Below are 15,651 nucleotides of genomic sequence, written 5' to 3'. Positions count from 1 at the left end.
TAAATCATAGCAATACGCATCCTCACTGTTTTAATCTTTATATAATTTTAAAGTCCTCTGCTAAGTAACTAATTTTTGTTATCAAGGTAATACTGTATTATATTCTATTTACCATCCATGTTTTTATGAATCTTTTGCCAAATATCACTATTCTTTTGATTAATTGCTTCAATCTTTTCATACTCTATATCAATTTGTTTGCCCAAAGTAGCTGTTGCTTTTTCTACCTTATCGTAATATTTTTGGATTTCAGCATCAATTTCATCTAAGCGTTTAGCATCATTTTTTAAAATTTCTTTTTCACTCTTTGTAAGTACTTTTGATGTCTTGATACGCTCTGTATTGCTAGGAAGTTTATCATAAGGGGTTTCTGGAACTTCAGAATCTAACTTCATCCACAAAGTCATATTTGCCCAATAAATTGAATCATATTCTTTAAGTATTTCCTTTGCGTCTTTCATAATATTGTCACTTATTTTTCGAATTTCTTTTTCAAGACTGTCAATTTTATTGTAATACGGTTTAACGGCATTTTTCTCATCAATCAACCTTTGTTTTTCACTTTGACTCAAGAAATTCATTTCTCCGAAACGTTTTGTAATATCAGGTTGACTAGAAGTATCTATGGTCTGAATAGATACTGTTTCTTTAGAGTTCATATCTTTTAACATACCTGCTTCACTTTTAATACCAGATCCTCCCATTACTGTTGCCACAGTCAGCATACCTGCTATTAGAATTTTTGATTTTTGATTTAACATTTTGTTTAACATCTCCTCTTAATTTTATTTTAGATGATTTTATATTGTTAAGAATTCTGTCTTAACTTACCATCTGTATTTATTATAAACAAAACATTTGGGAAAAATATCCTTAAAACTGTATCAAGTTTGTGGCAGATATGTGGCAAAATTGTATTAAGTAAATTTATATAATTATATGATTTTCTCCTAAATCTATAGTACATAGCTAGGCGAAGTTCTTCCGTTTATATTTTGGAATACTTATAACAAATCTTGTATTACCTTTCTGAGAAATTACATTAATATTTCCTTCGTGTTCATTTATTATATCCCTAGTAATCGATAATCCTATTCCAAAATTCCCATCCTCTCCCTTATAAAATCGTTCAAAAATATGCGGCAAATCTTTATTAGATATTCCATTTCCATCATCAATAATTGATATAACAATATTCTCTTCTTTACCTTCACAAATAATTTTAATTGTTGTTTTTGCATACCGTGTAGCATTGGAAAGAACATTTAAAAAAGCTCTCTCCAAGCGTTGTTCATCTCCAAATATGTATGCATTATCTTCAAGAAAAATATGTTCAATATTCAGGTTTCTTTTATCGGCATTACCTTTAATTCTCCAAGAACAGTCGTATATCAACTCTTTTAATTCAATTATTTCTTGATTCATTTTACTATGATCCATATCCATTTTGGATAAAAACAAGATTTCATCAACTAGAGATGACATTTTTTTACTTTCCTTGATTATGATACTTGCTGATTTTTTATTGTCCTTGATAACACCTGATTCAATGGCTTCTGCATATCCTTGTATTGACATCAAAGGAGTACGTAATTCATGTGACGCATTTTGAAAAAATTGTTTTTCACTTTCTTCAGCTTGGTCTATCATTTTTGACATTTTTTGTACTGTCTTTCCAACATCGTTAAACTCTCGGTAATCTAATACATCTAGTTCTTGTAAAGCCTTACGCTCCCCTACGTCTATAATATATTTTTTTAACTTATTGAAAGAATTATCAATTTTTTTTGTCATTCTTAAGATAACAAAGATTGAAATAATTCCTGACAAGATCATTAATAAACCTAATATCTTGTGTATTAAGTCCACGAAATTTTGCATTGGTGTTATATTGGCATATACGATTACAGTAAAATCCTTTGCTTCATGAGAAGTATCTTTTAAAACACAATATCCATCAGATTTCCCATGATAAATTTTGGGTTTGATGTAAAAAGTATTGCGATCATGCTTTAACATAATTGCTTGATTCTTACTAATAATGTTGCGATTTTCTCTAAAGTATTTTGCAATTACTTGTATTCTTTCTTGTTCTAACTCTGAATATAATTTATCATTTGGTATTAGAGCATTGTAGTTCTCATCAAGTATAGCATAGTAGACTGTAATGAAAAACTCCAAATCATTTTTATCCTTCCCATTATTTTGATGATTGTTTAAGTAATTAGAACCATAGTAATATATATCAAAAATTTTAAACTCTCTATTGATTTCTTTAGCAGTTAATTTCTCTATATATTGATGAATTACAATATTAAATGTTGCTAATATTAAACAAAATGCTATAAGTATTACACTGGATGGAATTAAAAATAGACTTAACTTTAATTTTTTTACTTTTTTTCTTTGTTTTATTTTCATTATTATCGCCTAATCTTTCAGATTCAACTTAAATCCAAATCCCCAAACTGTCTCAATGGATATATTGCTATTATGAGTAAGTATTTTTTTTCGCAACCTTTTTATTGTATCATCAGTAACTCTTGTTTCTACAAAACTATCATAACCCCATATTACATTGAGCAACTCTTCACGGGAAATTGCCTTGTCCTTATTTTCAATTAAATAACTTAGTAGTGAATACTCTGTATTAGTAAGTTTTAATTCTTTATTTTTACAATATGCTGTTTTTTGCATGGGATATAACACAATGTCACCAAAGTTCAGTTTGTCATCTGTTGTTTTTTCTTTCTCTTTTGATAGTCGTTTAAAAATCGCTTTAACTCTCATAGTAAGTTTAATAGGAGAAAAAGGCTTAGCAAAATAATCATCGCAACCCAATGTAAAACCTGTAACATAATCTGCATCGGTTCCACGAGCAGTAAGCAAAATAATCGGGACATCCGACTTTTTGCGAATGGATGAACAAATGCTAAATCCATCTGTTCCCGGCATCATGACATCCAATATAACTAAATCAGCAGGAATCTCTTCAAACTCACAAAGTAGTGCATCTCCAGTCTCAAATAATTTGACCCTAAATCCTTCATCTTCTAAAAAAGATTGTATTAATTCTCTTATATTTCTTTCATCATCAGCTACATAAATTGAATAACTCATATATCATTTTTAACCCCCTTAAATTTACAATTTTTAGGCAGATAATACTCTTAATAGTAGAATTTTATCAATACAAAACTTTATTCTATCTATTTAATTGTATAATAATATAATTATGATTTCAAATATTCCCTTTTGGTTAAGTAATAATATTGTTCTTTTATAAAAAGTTTTTGCTCTTTCATGACACTCAAATCCACATTCCACCGTTAAAATTAAAAAAACCTTCATAACTATAGTTTGATTGCCAACATACTTGTTCTTAGCTAAGATATAATACTTTCTATTAAATCCACGAATTGGCCCTTGACGTATTTGTATTGTAGTTTTTTAGTGTTGTAGATAAGCTTCTGGATAGGTTACAATAAACTAGACAACTAAATTAAGGTCATGTAAACTAATATCAATATATTAAAAGGAGAATAGTTTATATGACAAGAGAGAAAGAAGAACCTATACCCCTGAATTCAAAGAACAGATGGTGAAACTATACGAAAGTGGTAAGCCTAAGAAAGATATTATGGCTGAATATGACTTAACACCTACCGCTTTTAATATCTGGATCAAAAGAAGCCAAACTACTGGATCTTTCAAGGAAAAAGATAATCGTTCCCCAGAAGAAAATTAACAATTAAAGATGGAGAATGATATTTTAAAGCAAGCGGCGCTGATATTTGGACGAAAGTAAATGTGATAAAAAGTAATACTCACAAATACAGTATATCAGCAATGTGTAAAGTCCTACAAATCCCTAGAAGTACCTATTACTATGAATCAAAAGTCAAAGAGTCTACAGATGAGATAGCACCAAAGGTTATAGATATATTTAAATCAAATAGAAACAACTATGGCACTAGAAAAATCAAAGTAAAGCTTAAAAAAGCAGGCTATATAGTATCTAGAAGAAAAATAGGTAGAATGATGAAGCAAAATGGCTTAGTATCAAACTATACAGTTGCTCAATTCAAGCCTCATATAGATAAATGTAATGAATCAAAGGTTGCCAATGAACTAAATAGAGAATTCAATACAAATCGGCCTTATGCCACTGTAGTCAGTGATTTAACATATATTAGAGCTAATAAAATATGGAACTATGTATGTATGTATGTTAGTTGACCTATTTAATAGAGAAATAATAGGTTATAGCGCTGGTACTAACAAGGATGCAAAGCTTGTTTATAAAGCATTTTCAAAGATTAAAACTAGGTTAGATAATATTACTTTATTTCATACAGATCGAGGTAACGAATTCAAAAATAAAATAATAGATGAAGTCCTAGATACATTCAAAATTAAGCGTTCTTTAAGTATGAAAGGCTGTCCTTATGATAATGCTGTAGCTGAAGCCACCTTCAAAATATTTAAAACTGAATTTGTTAATAACTATCGTTTTGAAAGCTTAGAGCAGTTAGAAATTATGCTAGCAGACTATGTTAATTGGTTTAATAATATTAGGATTCATGGGGCACTAGGATATTTAAGCCCTAGACAATATAAATTACATAACCTTAAAAACTGTCTAAATAAGTGTTGACGATCCATTGTATAAAAATAGATGTATTAGAATATAAAAGATTCTAATACATCTATAGTTTTCATCTTAAATTTGACTAAGTATTATTTTTTATCAATTACGATGCAGAACGTAAATTATGCATCGTAATTAATAAGATCTCTTTATTGACGTATATGTTTTATTAAGGTTATTGCTCTATCAATCCCTTTTTTCAAAAATGTTCTTTTGTCTGGTAAAAGAATTACTCCACTTCTTTTTGCAATTTCTTCAACGACATAGCCAATATTTCTATTATCTGTTATGATTTTTTCTTCAGTAATTTCAGTATCAAAAACTTCAATACAACGATCAATTTGAGATTTTACCCAAGTTTCACCTCGTTCAAGTCGTTTATTCAATCGTTTTAATATGGTTTCTTTATTAGCATACAAAATATAATGCTTTAGAATTATACCATCATCTATAAGTTTTTGGATTATTTCCTCATAATATTGATGATTATTGATGGTCATAGGTACAATAATTATACCCCAATATTACGTGGCAATATATTTTAACATTTCATAATTAAATAATCGCCATTGTCCATGGTCTTGAAAATCAGACTTGTGAATCCCTTTTGGTGTATTATTACGAATAAAATATCCAATATTTTCAGGATCATAAACAAAGGAATTAGGAAGTCTTCTATTTAATTCAAAGGCACATGTCGTTTTTCCAGAACCAAATGCACGATTTAACCAAATAATCATTATATATCCTCCTTTAGGCACAATTCTACTTCGTACATTACTACTGATGACTATAATATAAATACTACGAAATTATAATTTTATATATTTCCTCTTGAAATATTCGTCCATCAGAAGTTTGAATTTTTTTACACTCTGTTAACAATTTACCATTATAAAAAATTGCTATTTTTTTACTCGGAATATTTCTTTTGTCAACAGGATAACAAAATTTCTTAATCCCTAAAGTTTTAGCATAATCAATTATACCACCAATGGCCTCTCTACCGTAATAATTTCCATGAGAACAAACCTTAGTCCATATACCAAGTTCAGGCATTTCATCCTTTAAATTATGTAATGCAACAATTCCAATAAATTCATCATTTGATTTTAAAGTGATTGCATAGATATAATCTGTATTATTTTCTCTGCTATTTATAAACCTTTTTATAATCTCATATGTCTCATCTATATTTTTAGGCACCTGTGGAGCCATATATGTAATTATTCGTTCATTAAAATGCTTAAATATTTCTTTTACATGAATCTCTGGTACAGGGATTCATATACAACGATTTGTTTCAATATTTATTGTCTAATTCATACAATATATCTCCCTTTTACATAATATAAGTTATGCGTAATAATTCATCTACAAATTGGATTTAGCCCTGAGTTTACTATACTTAGTTCAAATATCTTTTCTAAGGTCAGTTATTACACAAGCTAAATACACCTTATATATCGGTGGATAGTTTTTTCATTGATTATTTCGTTAAATTATTATCTTTAAAACTAATAGCATGAAATACAGGAGCACGATTATTTTTACTATCTTTCTAGATAATATAACTAGTGACAAGTTCTTCAGCACTTACAGTAATACTAGCGAATTGGTCAGCATCACGGGAGGTGCAAAAAATTCATTGACATTTGTATATAGTTTCTAAATCAATAGACTAATGAATCACTAAAACAAATTAAATATTACTACATTTTCAGTACCTCTTCTATTCTTATCATTTTTTTATCATTTAAAGAAGGTTTTTCTTTGCAATACCATTCATATGTCCGCTTTAATCCTTCTGTTAAAGTTATCTTAGGATTACTTAATCCATCTTTTCTAAGCTTTGATATATCTAATAAATAAGTACAATCTCTGAACGGAAAATATTGTCTTGAATTTATGTTTAATTTAGAATCTATTTTTTGTATGTTTACCTTTTTTCCAACTATCTTCATAACTATATCAATATATTCACTCCAACTAACAGATTCAGGATGTGTTACATTATATGCTTGTCCTACTATTTTTGAATTATGAATTGCATCTATGAACACATTAATCTGTACCTTTATCTTCAGGATCTTGTACACTTGTAAAAATTTCTTCTAGTATAGCTCTAAATATATTTTGCCTTTTAAATCTAGCGATTTCATGTTTTTCTTCTGAAATGTTTTTTAATTTCCATAGAAGAGATATCAGATTGGTGTTTTTTCTTATATCTAATTTAAAATGCAGATCATGTAAATTTAGCTTGTCTTTGCTTAAATAATTAACATCGTATAAAACTACTATATTCTCACATCTATTATTTCCAATAACTTGTTTCTCCAGATCCATATTGGCTCCTCCATGTATTATAGTACCTACTTCTGAAATATAAGAGGCTTCGTTGAAAGAATACTGAGCTATTCCACTAATAGGAAATATAAAACCTGGTAATGGAGCAGTTTTTTCAAAACCTTTACTTCCAACATCTATTGAATTATAGTGTATGATTTCTACGCCAAAATGGTTGTTTGTAAAATTACATATTAATTTATCAAAATCAACTTCCATGCTATATTCTCCTCCTTTACTAACTAAAAACAAATCGAAACCAATTGATAACGATTATCATTTCCAACTATTGATTTAAGGGTAAGTCATTTATGGTGGAAAGTCAACCCTTTTTATAAAAGTTCATTTCCAGCAAAGATTTACCTCTTAATTATCACTTATGCTATCCTTACTAAACTAACCTTATTTCTTTAAATCTCTTACATTAAAAGATATAAAAGCTTTCTATTGAGATTGTGGTAATGACTATGATAACCTACTAGGAGATAGTATTTTGAGTCTTTTTAAAATAGAAAGGTCTCTAAGTAATAAAGAAACTCCTTATGACAATGGGGTTAGTTAGACTACTAATAAAATATTGAAGACAGAATTCATATACGAAAAAAATTTAGACCCTAGAGCAACTTCAATTAGACTTAGCAGAGGATGTTTATTTATATAATAACCTGAGAATTCACGGTTCTTTAGGTTATATTTCGCCAATCGAATATAAAGAATCAAATGCTCTAAAGCTAGTAAAAGCATCATAGTATTAAATAAAATCTATATTAAGTGGGATTTTATCTAAAAAAGAGTTGCTAATCCACAAGTCTATTTAAATCATTCTGAGTGTCAATTAAAACTATCTCTTAATCTTTAGCTTTTGTTTTAAACTGCCTAACTTTTTTACAGCTATTTCTTTTTTCAATTCTTTAATACTTTTATTTCCTTCTTTAGTTTTTTATTTTAATCCCACTCAAACATTTAATTTATTTAATAAAAGTAACTTTTGGATATTCAGAAGATATGATGTCAATCATTCGATTTGTTCCTCCTATAAGAAAATGATATGTTTTTTCAGGTACAAGATAATTTTCTTCTCTAAATTTATTTAGATAATCTGAAGATTCACTTATATAAAAGGTCCATATCTTGTTATTAGAATCCTCTTTAGATTTCCACATCTCCGGTCTATAACTTTCATCAGTAACTATATAGGAAAATACATCATCCCACACTAGTTTTAAATTATATTCTGAACGTTTATCTTTCTCGAAATGGTCTGGAACTAATAATACCACAAACCCTTCATCTCTCTGAAAGCCTGCATTTTCCATATCATAAACTTCATCAACATCTTGATGAGGAATCCATATTTTAAAATTTTTATCAAAATTATCTTCTAACATATTTCTTATCACCTGCCTAATACCTTATTTTTATCTTATATTTCCCCTTGCCTTGAATTTCAAGAGTAGGTTTATCTCAACTAATATTGCTACTACCTGGTCTAACATTTATTTTTGTGCCATCTGGTAATTGTCCAACTTTTGTTCCATTTGAATAGGTAGTAATCTTTCCTTGGTTCAATTTATTAAAATCTCTTTTAACAACTCTTTTCCAGCCTTTGCTTCCATAAATTAATCCTACGTTAATAATAATTAAAATACTCTTTACGGAATTATAACGAATAACATTACTATTTTATGACAAATAACTTAATATTATAATATTTTACATATTCTTATTCTCATGGTGAAACCTTAGGAACTCATTTCCTTCATCAGGATATAGTCTTTTTAATGTAGTATTTCCGTTTTCAAAAAAACAACAACCAAACCTTAATTCCTATATCTCTTTATTGATTTTGTGTACTTATTCCTTCTCTGCAAAATAATTTATAGCAATAGATAGAGACACCACTGTTACAAAATAAATAACTAAAGTAAAAACAGTTTGTATTGTCCAGTTGAATTTCCAAGGATTCAAAAATCCATAAATAAATAAAAATGTACTAACTATTATTAATGCAAAACGAATGAGATAACAGAACAAAAATTTTTTTCCTATTTTGCCAGGGAAAGTATATAGTCGCCATACTAGGTCTACAACAGTGCTTATTATCCATATAATAATACAGACATATACAACTCCTGTTAATCTAAAGTAATCAACGAATCCTGAAAACCCAGTATAAATGTTACTTGAACCAGAATCTTGATGTGTTATTGGAAACTCTACAATTTTTGAGATTGCCCACAGAGCTAATAGTAAAAATACAGGTAATGTTGCAACAATTTTAATTATCCAACTTTTAGTTAATTTGAATTTACGCTTTTTAATTGAAATGTCTTTTTCACTTATACTGCTATCTCTGTTCATTTCACTAATATCATCCTTCATTAAATAATCTAAGGAGCAATCAAAAAAATTACTTATTCTGATTACATTATCCATATCAGGAATTGCTCCCAATTCCCATTTTGAGACTGATTGTCTTGAAACATTTAGTTTAGCAGCCAATTGTTCCTGAGATAATCCATTCAGTTTTCTTAACTTATAAATTTTTTCTCCGAACGTCACTCTTTCCACTTCCTTCCTATGCTTATATTATAACTAGCCCAGCAACATTATTCTACCACTCCTAGTTTACAAAAGTGAAATGCACCGTTGCAATATTGCAAATCATAATTGTCACTTCATTTTCTTCATATTATTTAATGCTATTAATATCTTTATATCTTCCATAAAAATAATCAAAGTCCATTCACTTCACCTCTTCCCAATAAAAAAGACATCTAAGATTTCTCTTAAATGCCTGGTTTTTTATCTCTCATGTTCATGGCGTTTTTCCTTAATTCTGTAAATCAATATTTTCAAGCTGACCTTTCTTTACCATATCCTTAAGTTTTCTTGAATTGGTTTTTGGTTTTTCACTGAGATAGTCTGCAAGTAGCTGACTTTTTTCAGCAGCATCTTCCATAATCTTTTTCATTGCTTTTAATATAGCTTTTGCAGAATACTGTGCAACCTTAATTTCAATATTTATAGCTTTATTATTAACTTCATCATTTACCATCTAGGCAACCTCCTTTCTTGAAATTAAAAAAGCGAATAAGATTTTTAGTCTTGGTCGCTTCTTTGTAATAACCATATATCCATAATTAATAGTTAATTCCTACAACCTGTTTAACAGACATATCAGAATAAGAAACATTTCTAAAATAAGCACTCCACCCATCTGCTATCTTAAAATAACCATTAGAGTAAGATACAACAGCAATTGAATGTCCTCCTTTAGATGAACCCAATTTATCCACAGAAACATGTAGAAGTTTTCCTCCATTTAACGCATTAATCATCGTATTGGATGATGTCTCCGAAAGTTTGGAAGATTTTCTAGGTTTCGCTCCTAAATCTCTTCCAACTTTTGTGTATGAAGGTGCAATTTTAGAACGTGCAGTACCTTCATCTCTTGTACCACTTGCACCTCCATTAGTGTCCATAGCAATATAAAATTTTGCAAAAACATCATTATTGCTGTATGAACTCGAAAGATTTGATTCTCCTAGGTGTTTAAAGTATTTCATTATTGTGGTTGCCGCTGTTGGCGAACAATGATCATGCGGATACACTCTTCTTCCATTTGCATCAACAATTTTCAAATTATCAAAATCTGATGTAACACATGGTGTAAAAGAAGCACTTCGCATAAGTGTTGTATTTGGGACTTCCAAACTCTTTAGCTCAGGTTCAATATGAGACTTATATTCAACTTGTCGTAAAGAAAAAGTTTGCTCTAATTGACTTCTGCTAATCTCTGAAGAATAAATACCACTTTGTGGCATTAAGTCAATAATTCTTCCATCAGATAGTTCAACATAAATTTCAAAAGGATTCACAAAATAAACCTTTCCTGCGTAAACATCGTCATATGTCAATCCGGATTTGATTAAAAGTCCCTCAAACAAATTCCCTTCATTGCTGTAATCATAGATATGACCACTATGAACATCTGTAATTATATATCCTACATATTCTCTCGATTCATTTTCAAACTCTATATATTCAGCTACAACTTCTGAATTAACATCTAAAAGGTTTATCCTCCTTTGTGGTAGCAAATATCCATCAATCTTGCCAATAGCACCATCTTTATTTAAGAGGATTTTTGCAAAACTATAATTATTTTCCATATCAACATTTGCTACACTTTTAGCGTGAACACTATAACTGAATATTAAAAATACCGCTATTAAAATTAACAAGAGTGGTATTAATTTTAATTTTAAATTTCTATTACTTTTACTTGTCATCATTGTTTTTACCTCCTCAACATTCATTTAATATTGCAATTTTTGATTGTATGGTAATGGCAATCCCGTTCCAGGACCAATATAAATTTTATCCACTCCACCTTTTTTTCTGTGTTTACATTTTGAACAAACATAATCATATTCATAGTATCCGTATTCACCAGACCTGTAACAATTAGAAGTATATTCCTTAGAGAAACTATGAGATTCATTGTAACTTCTAATTGTTTCTTCCCATGTTTCATTACCTTGTCGCTTTACGTGTATCACATCAACTTTGTGTTGTCGCCCATTGAGATAGTAATATGCATACACTGTTCTTATAACCCTTATGTCATTTGCATTTCCAAAAACTGTAGCTTCATTAGATGATTCTACAATGTATTCCATCCGATTTAATTCGGCATTATAAACACCTTGTTCTAAAATCTTCTCAGTTAGATAATGAAATTCAACATCACTTACCGCATTGTTGATTATATCAACTTGTTCTTCAATGGATTGAGCTTGAACTGAAACAAGTGATGTTAAAATACCTAATAACACTAAAGCAACTGCTATTAATCGCTTCTTCATAAATTATCCTCCTTACTTAATTTTTCGTTTTCAAATTTTTATATGATTAGGACGTCAATTTACATTCTCATATTAACCACCGCCTCTTCTCATACTTGGTAGTTAATATTTCTGCTCACTGCTTTTGATAGTCTTTGTTTCTTTATCTCCATTGTGTATAGCAGTTACTTTTGTCACAACTCTATATTTATAACCCTTTGACACTTTTGTAGTTTCACATATTCTTATACGATGTGAATTATCAGAATCAGAGAAGGATGTAACCTTTGTCCATCTTCCATTTTTATACTGCTGTAATTCAGCATTTATACTAACTTTGTCTGTAACCCCTTTATAGCCATCAATTGATGCCGTTACTGTAGCATTGCCCTTTGAATCAATGACTAAATTTGTAGAAGCTTTTGCTGTATATTTCATGTATGGAACTATTATAGGTATATTCCCCACTGGTTCTATTGGTGGTAAAGCATGTTTTTCAGCAAAAGTTGGTGTTAATATTTGCAATAACATTACACTTAATAATCCAATTCTAATTAGTTTTTTCTTAATCATAAAAAGACCCCTTTCATTTGTTCTTACTATATTAACGAATGAAAAGAGTCTTTTGTGACACCTAATTTAAAATTATTTTTTTATTTATTATTTATTATGCTTTCAACCATCTTTAATAGCTCATTTTTATCATATTCTGAAATGATGGTATAAATATAATTACTATCATTCCAATAAATTTGATTAACATTTTTATTAGTAAAATAAATAATTTTCTGCTCTCCTATTAAAAGTTCTTCTATATATATACCTTCTGTATCAGTTATAATTGAATTTGCTGTAATTTTAGCTTGCTCAAACATTATTTCAATACCATTATCATTCTGCCAATATATAAATTGTTCATAAGAGTTAATTTCATGCTCTATAATTTTAAAATTATCTGGAATATAAGTTGGATTTACTGGTATTAATTTTCCATCATCTATATTTTGTTTATCCTTAAAAATTATTGATGTGAATTCTTCCCATACTTCTATGACTACTTCAAAAAATCTAACCCTATATGCTTCTACACTCATTGTTGTAGCAAAAGCTATAGATATAAATATTAAAAATATAATTGCAACTTTTCTACTATAGTTTACAAATATTTTTATAAAAGGAGATCTTCTTTCTTGTCTTATAAGTTTATTCATCTTTTTTTGAAATCTCTTTGAGAAGTTATGAGATAATGTTTCTTCCTTAGGCAAACTATCAATCATTATATTTTCTGCACTTTTTACATATTTATATAGGAAATCATCATCCATTACATATTTATTCATAAGACTTCTCACTCCCTTCAGATAAGCTTTCTGCTAACTTATTCCTGCCTCTTACTAATCTTTGCCTTACATTTTCTTCGGATATTCTCAAAATCTCTGAAATTTCTTTATTGGTATATCCTTGAGAATATTTTAGTCTTAACACAATTGAATAATTTATGGGAAGTTTTAGGATAGCTTCTTCTATTTCATTCAATATAAATTTACTCTTATTTTTTACATCTTCTATATAAATTCCAACTTCATCAAAGGATATACTATTTTCACGTTTTCGTTTTCTATAAAAATCAATTGCTATATGTTCTACTATTATAACGATGAATCCTTTGGTTTTGTGACAGTCAATTTTATCTATTTTAGATAAGTTATCAATAATTCTTAAAAATGCTTGGTGAACAACATCCTCTGATAAATATTCATCTCTAAGTATCCTATTAGCAACATAAAACATTGTTTGTCTGTATCTAATATAAAGTTGTTCGAATTTGCTTTTATCTTCTTCTGATTCAATTATGGATAAATAAATTATCATAAGATTCACCCCACATTTTTAACCCTAGCTTTTCTACTTTTACTTTTTATCTTATCACTTAAATTATTCAATGTCATCTGTCAAACGCCCTATTTTTAAGGGTCAAAAAATGGTGTTTTTTAGCCGACTTTTGACCCAAAAATTCATCTTCTTTAATAATTAAATTATAATGAACATGAAAAAAGCCCTAAAGCTAATTGCTATAGGGCTTAAGACTATTGTAGCCTGACTATATTAAATTTTGATATTCTCTTCTTCCATCAACTATAGCATATATAATAACCGTTTTATTTTCCTCATTTACTTTATAAAATATAAGATATTTCTCTACAATGACCACTCTATAACCTTGTTTTTTCAAAATAGAATATCTAGGTATGCTTCCTGAGTTAGGAAACTCTTTTAAACGATTAATGGATTCTTCTATTTTATCCAAATATTTGAGAGCAGTATCAACACTACCTGAATCATCTGCAATATAATAGATTATATCTCTCAGTTGATCTTCTGCCTTGTCGGTTCTCATAATCTTATACATTTTCATTCTTCCTATTTACCAAAGATTCACGAATTCTATCCAAAGATTCTTGCATGGAACCCACTCTTCCATTTTGGACATCATCTTCCGCTTCTGCAAGAGTTCGAAGCAATTCTAATTCAGCTTTCATTTGCTTGTAATCCTGCAACCCAAGAATAACTGTATCCCCACGACCGTTTACAGTAATAATAACAGCCTCTCTGGTTTCCCTGCACTGTTTAGATATTTCATTATATTTATTTCTTAAATCTGCTGATGGCCTAATATTTAATTCCATGTTAGCACCTCTTTCTACTTTGTTTATATATCCATATTATATCATAATTTGCCTATTATATAAATCTAAATACTTTTAATTCATTTCATATATAGTAAAAGTGCTAAAAGAATTTAATTTTAAAATCCAAATTAATCTATCCACAACTATTGCATCCATTACTAATATTAATCACATTATAATTGCAATCTTTAACACCTCCCTTATAATTAACATAATTGTTAATGACTATACCACTTCTCCTTGATTGGAAATTTGGAACCACATGCACTAGTTGCTCTATTTCTTCTAGTGATGTACCATACATAAATAAGATTGTCTCTTTTTTTATTTCTTTGTATACACCAATAACAATGCCTATGGTTTAATGATGGTAAAAACCATTAAGGAAAATTCTACTCATTCCTGTTTAACCTTTTTAAATAGTATTCCTTATATTGGTCTTGTATATATGGACTCAATATCAACCTAGAGATTATCAAGACCTCAATACAAAATTAATTCCTTCAAGCAACAAATACCTAAAATATTATTTTTTGGAAGTCTAGGATAAGTTATACATGCATGATACCGAATTCAAGCATTACTATAACTCCAAGTTTAAAGAAGTCCCGAAACATCAACACAAACGTACCCTCGCACTTACTGCAAGGAAATTACTTCCATTGTTTTACTCACTACTAAGTTATATACCACCTACTAATAGGTAGTAGGTTCCTTTAACGCCTTCAAAAATTTGTAGCTTTCTAAAGGCTTATTAAAGCACGATCTTTTTTAGCAATACCATATCAATTTTTAACTATTTATGTCTTGACATATTACTGCTAGACTCTCTTTCTGTTTTTAGGCATAAAAAATGGTGAAGTTTACTTGGTCTTAATTCCCCTAAAACTTCGCCATTCATATTTTATTATTAAGTTTTTTAAAATTTATATAAAAATAGATGTATTGGAATTTTTATATTCTAATATACTTACGATTTGTATTTTAAATCTCTATAAGCATTATTTTCAAATTGTCAGTTGCGCATAATTAAAATGATGTTCATTAATTATCTTTATTAAATAGAATATCTAATACAGTACTAATTAAGAAACCAAATATAATACTCGGAATT

18 protein-coding genes and 2 pseudogenes are annotated in these 15,651 nt (G+C 28.8%); 2 read left to right on the top strand and 18 right to left on the bottom strand.

Annotated elements, in window-relative coordinates:
• Positions 1–104 precede the first annotated feature (104 nt).
• The 3 genes from RT714_RS14935 to RT714_RS14925 all read right to left on the bottom strand — a co-directional run bounded on the left by RT714_RS14935 (position 105) and on the right by RT714_RS14925 (position 3,120).
• Complete coding sequence (locus tag RT714_RS14935; RefSeq protein WP_313758689.1) at positions 105–761, bottom strand: hypothetical protein; 657 nt, start codon at positions 759–761, stop codon at positions 105–107.
• Between the two features lie 208 nt (positions 762–969).
• Positions 970–2,421 (bottom strand): HAMP domain-containing sensor histidine kinase, encoded by a 1,452-nt coding sequence (locus RT714_RS14930; RefSeq protein ID WP_313758688.1) that lies wholly within the window; start codon positions 2,419–2,421, stop codon positions 970–972.
• A gap of 9 nt (positions 2,422–2,430) precedes the next feature.
• The gene (locus RT714_RS14925; protein WP_313758687.1) at positions 2,431–3,120 is read right to left on the bottom strand and encodes a response regulator transcription factor; all 690 of its coding nucleotides are present in this window, start codon (positions 3,118–3,120) and stop codon (positions 2,431–2,433) included.
• Between the two features lie 436 nt (positions 3,121–3,556).
• Between RT714_RS14925 and RT714_RS14920 the strand changes: the two are divergent.
• Positions 3,557–4,657 (top strand): annotated as a pseudogene (locus RT714_RS14920) (IS3 family transposase); the annotation flags it as partial.
• Positions 4,658–4,800: 143 nt separating this feature from the next.
• Here the strand turns inward: RT714_RS14920 and RT714_RS14915 are convergent.
• The 5 genes from RT714_RS14915 to RT714_RS14895 form a co-directional block, all read right to left on the bottom strand.
• Complete coding sequence (locus RT714_RS14915; protein ID WP_313758685.1) at positions 4,801–5,151, bottom strand: hypothetical protein; 351 nt, start codon at positions 5,149–5,151, stop codon at positions 4,801–4,803.
• Between the two features lie 24 nt (positions 5,152–5,175).
• Positions 5,176–5,391 carry a hypothetical protein gene (locus RT714_RS14910; protein ID WP_313758683.1) on the bottom strand — a complete coding sequence of 72 codons (216 nt, stop codon included), beginning with the start codon at positions 5,389–5,391 and terminating at the stop codon, positions 5,176–5,178.
• Between the two features lie 64 nt (positions 5,392–5,455).
• Entirely contained in the window at positions 5,456–5,905 is a 450-nt protein-coding gene (locus tag RT714_RS14905; RefSeq protein WP_313758724.1) for a GNAT family N-acetyltransferase, read from the bottom strand.
• A 458-nt stretch (positions 5,906–6,363) separates the two neighbouring features.
• Positions 6,364–6,714 (bottom strand): hypothetical protein, encoded by a 351-nt coding sequence (locus RT714_RS14900; RefSeq protein ID WP_313758681.1) that lies wholly within the window; start codon positions 6,712–6,714, stop codon positions 6,364–6,366.
• Between the two features lies 1 nt (position 6,715).
• A complete protein-coding gene (locus RT714_RS14895) occupies positions 6,716–7,216 on the bottom strand; it encodes a hypothetical protein (RefSeq protein WP_313758679.1) in 501 nt (166 codons plus the stop codon).
• Positions 7,217–7,418: 202 nt separating this feature from the next.
• Between RT714_RS14895 and RT714_RS14890 the strand changes: the two are divergent.
• Positions 7,419–7,746: pseudogene (locus tag RT714_RS14890) on the top strand (IS3 family transposase); the annotation flags it as partial.
• 219 nt (positions 7,747–7,965) lie between these two features.
• Here RT714_RS14890 and RT714_RS14885 read toward each other — a convergent pair.
• The 10 genes from RT714_RS14885 to RT714_RS14840 form a co-directional block, all read right to left on the bottom strand.
• The gene (locus RT714_RS14885; RefSeq protein WP_313758677.1) at positions 7,966–8,385 is read right to left on the bottom strand and encodes a hypothetical protein; all 420 of its coding nucleotides are present in this window, start codon (positions 8,383–8,385) and stop codon (positions 7,966–7,968) included.
• A 466-nt stretch (positions 8,386–8,851) separates the two neighbouring features.
• Positions 8,852–9,568, bottom strand: a complete 717-nt coding sequence (locus RT714_RS14880) for a helix-turn-helix transcriptional regulator (RefSeq protein ID WP_313758676.1) — start codon at positions 9,566–9,568, stop codon at positions 8,852–8,854.
• A 262-nt stretch (positions 9,569–9,830) separates the two neighbouring features.
• Complete coding sequence (locus RT714_RS14875) at positions 9,831–10,055, bottom strand: hypothetical protein (RefSeq protein ID WP_313758675.1); 225 nt, start codon at positions 10,053–10,055, stop codon at positions 9,831–9,833.
• An 85-nt stretch (positions 10,056–10,140) separates the two neighbouring features.
• Positions 10,141–11,319 carry a C39 family peptidase gene (locus RT714_RS14870; protein ID WP_313758673.1) on the bottom strand — a complete coding sequence of 393 codons (1,179 nt, stop codon included), beginning with the start codon at positions 11,317–11,319 and terminating at the stop codon, positions 10,141–10,143.
• Entirely contained in the window at positions 11,320–11,868 is a 549-nt protein-coding gene (locus RT714_RS14865; RefSeq protein ID WP_313758671.1) for a hypothetical protein, read from the bottom strand.
• Between the two features lie 102 nt (positions 11,869–11,970).
• Positions 11,971–12,420: a hypothetical protein gene (locus RT714_RS14860; protein ID WP_313758669.1), complete on the bottom strand. Its 450-nt coding sequence runs from the start codon at positions 12,418–12,420 to the stop codon at positions 11,971–11,973.
• 80 nt (positions 12,421–12,500) lie between these two features.
• Positions 12,501–13,187, bottom strand: a complete 687-nt coding sequence (locus tag RT714_RS14855) for a DUF4367 domain-containing protein (RefSeq protein WP_313758667.1) — start codon at positions 13,185–13,187, stop codon at positions 12,501–12,503.
• The gene (locus RT714_RS14850; RefSeq protein ID WP_313758666.1) at positions 13,180–13,719 is read right to left on the bottom strand and encodes an RNA polymerase sigma factor; all 540 of its coding nucleotides are present in this window, start codon (positions 13,717–13,719) and stop codon (positions 13,180–13,182) included. Before RT714_RS14850 ends, RT714_RS14855 begins: the two co-directional genes overlap by 8 nt.
• 229 nt (positions 13,720–13,948) lie before the next feature.
• Entirely contained in the window at positions 13,949–14,257 is a 309-nt protein-coding gene (locus RT714_RS14845; protein ID WP_313758664.1) for a type II toxin-antitoxin system RelE/ParE family toxin, read from the bottom strand.
• Positions 14,250–14,534: a type II toxin-antitoxin system Phd/YefM family antitoxin gene (locus RT714_RS14840; RefSeq protein ID WP_313758662.1), complete on the bottom strand. Its 285-nt coding sequence runs from the start codon at positions 14,532–14,534 to the stop codon at positions 14,250–14,252. Before RT714_RS14840 ends, RT714_RS14845 begins: the two co-directional genes overlap by 8 nt.
• Between the last annotated feature and the right edge of the window lie 1,117 nt (positions 14,535–15,651).

It is taken from the genome of Tissierella sp. (genome assembly GCF_032104385.1).
Taxonomy (GTDB): Bacteria; Bacillota; Clostridia; order Tissierellales; family Tissierellaceae; genus Tissierella.
The sequence above is the reverse complement of the archived record's forward strand: the minus strand, read 5'-3'. Positions and strand labels throughout refer to the sequence as shown.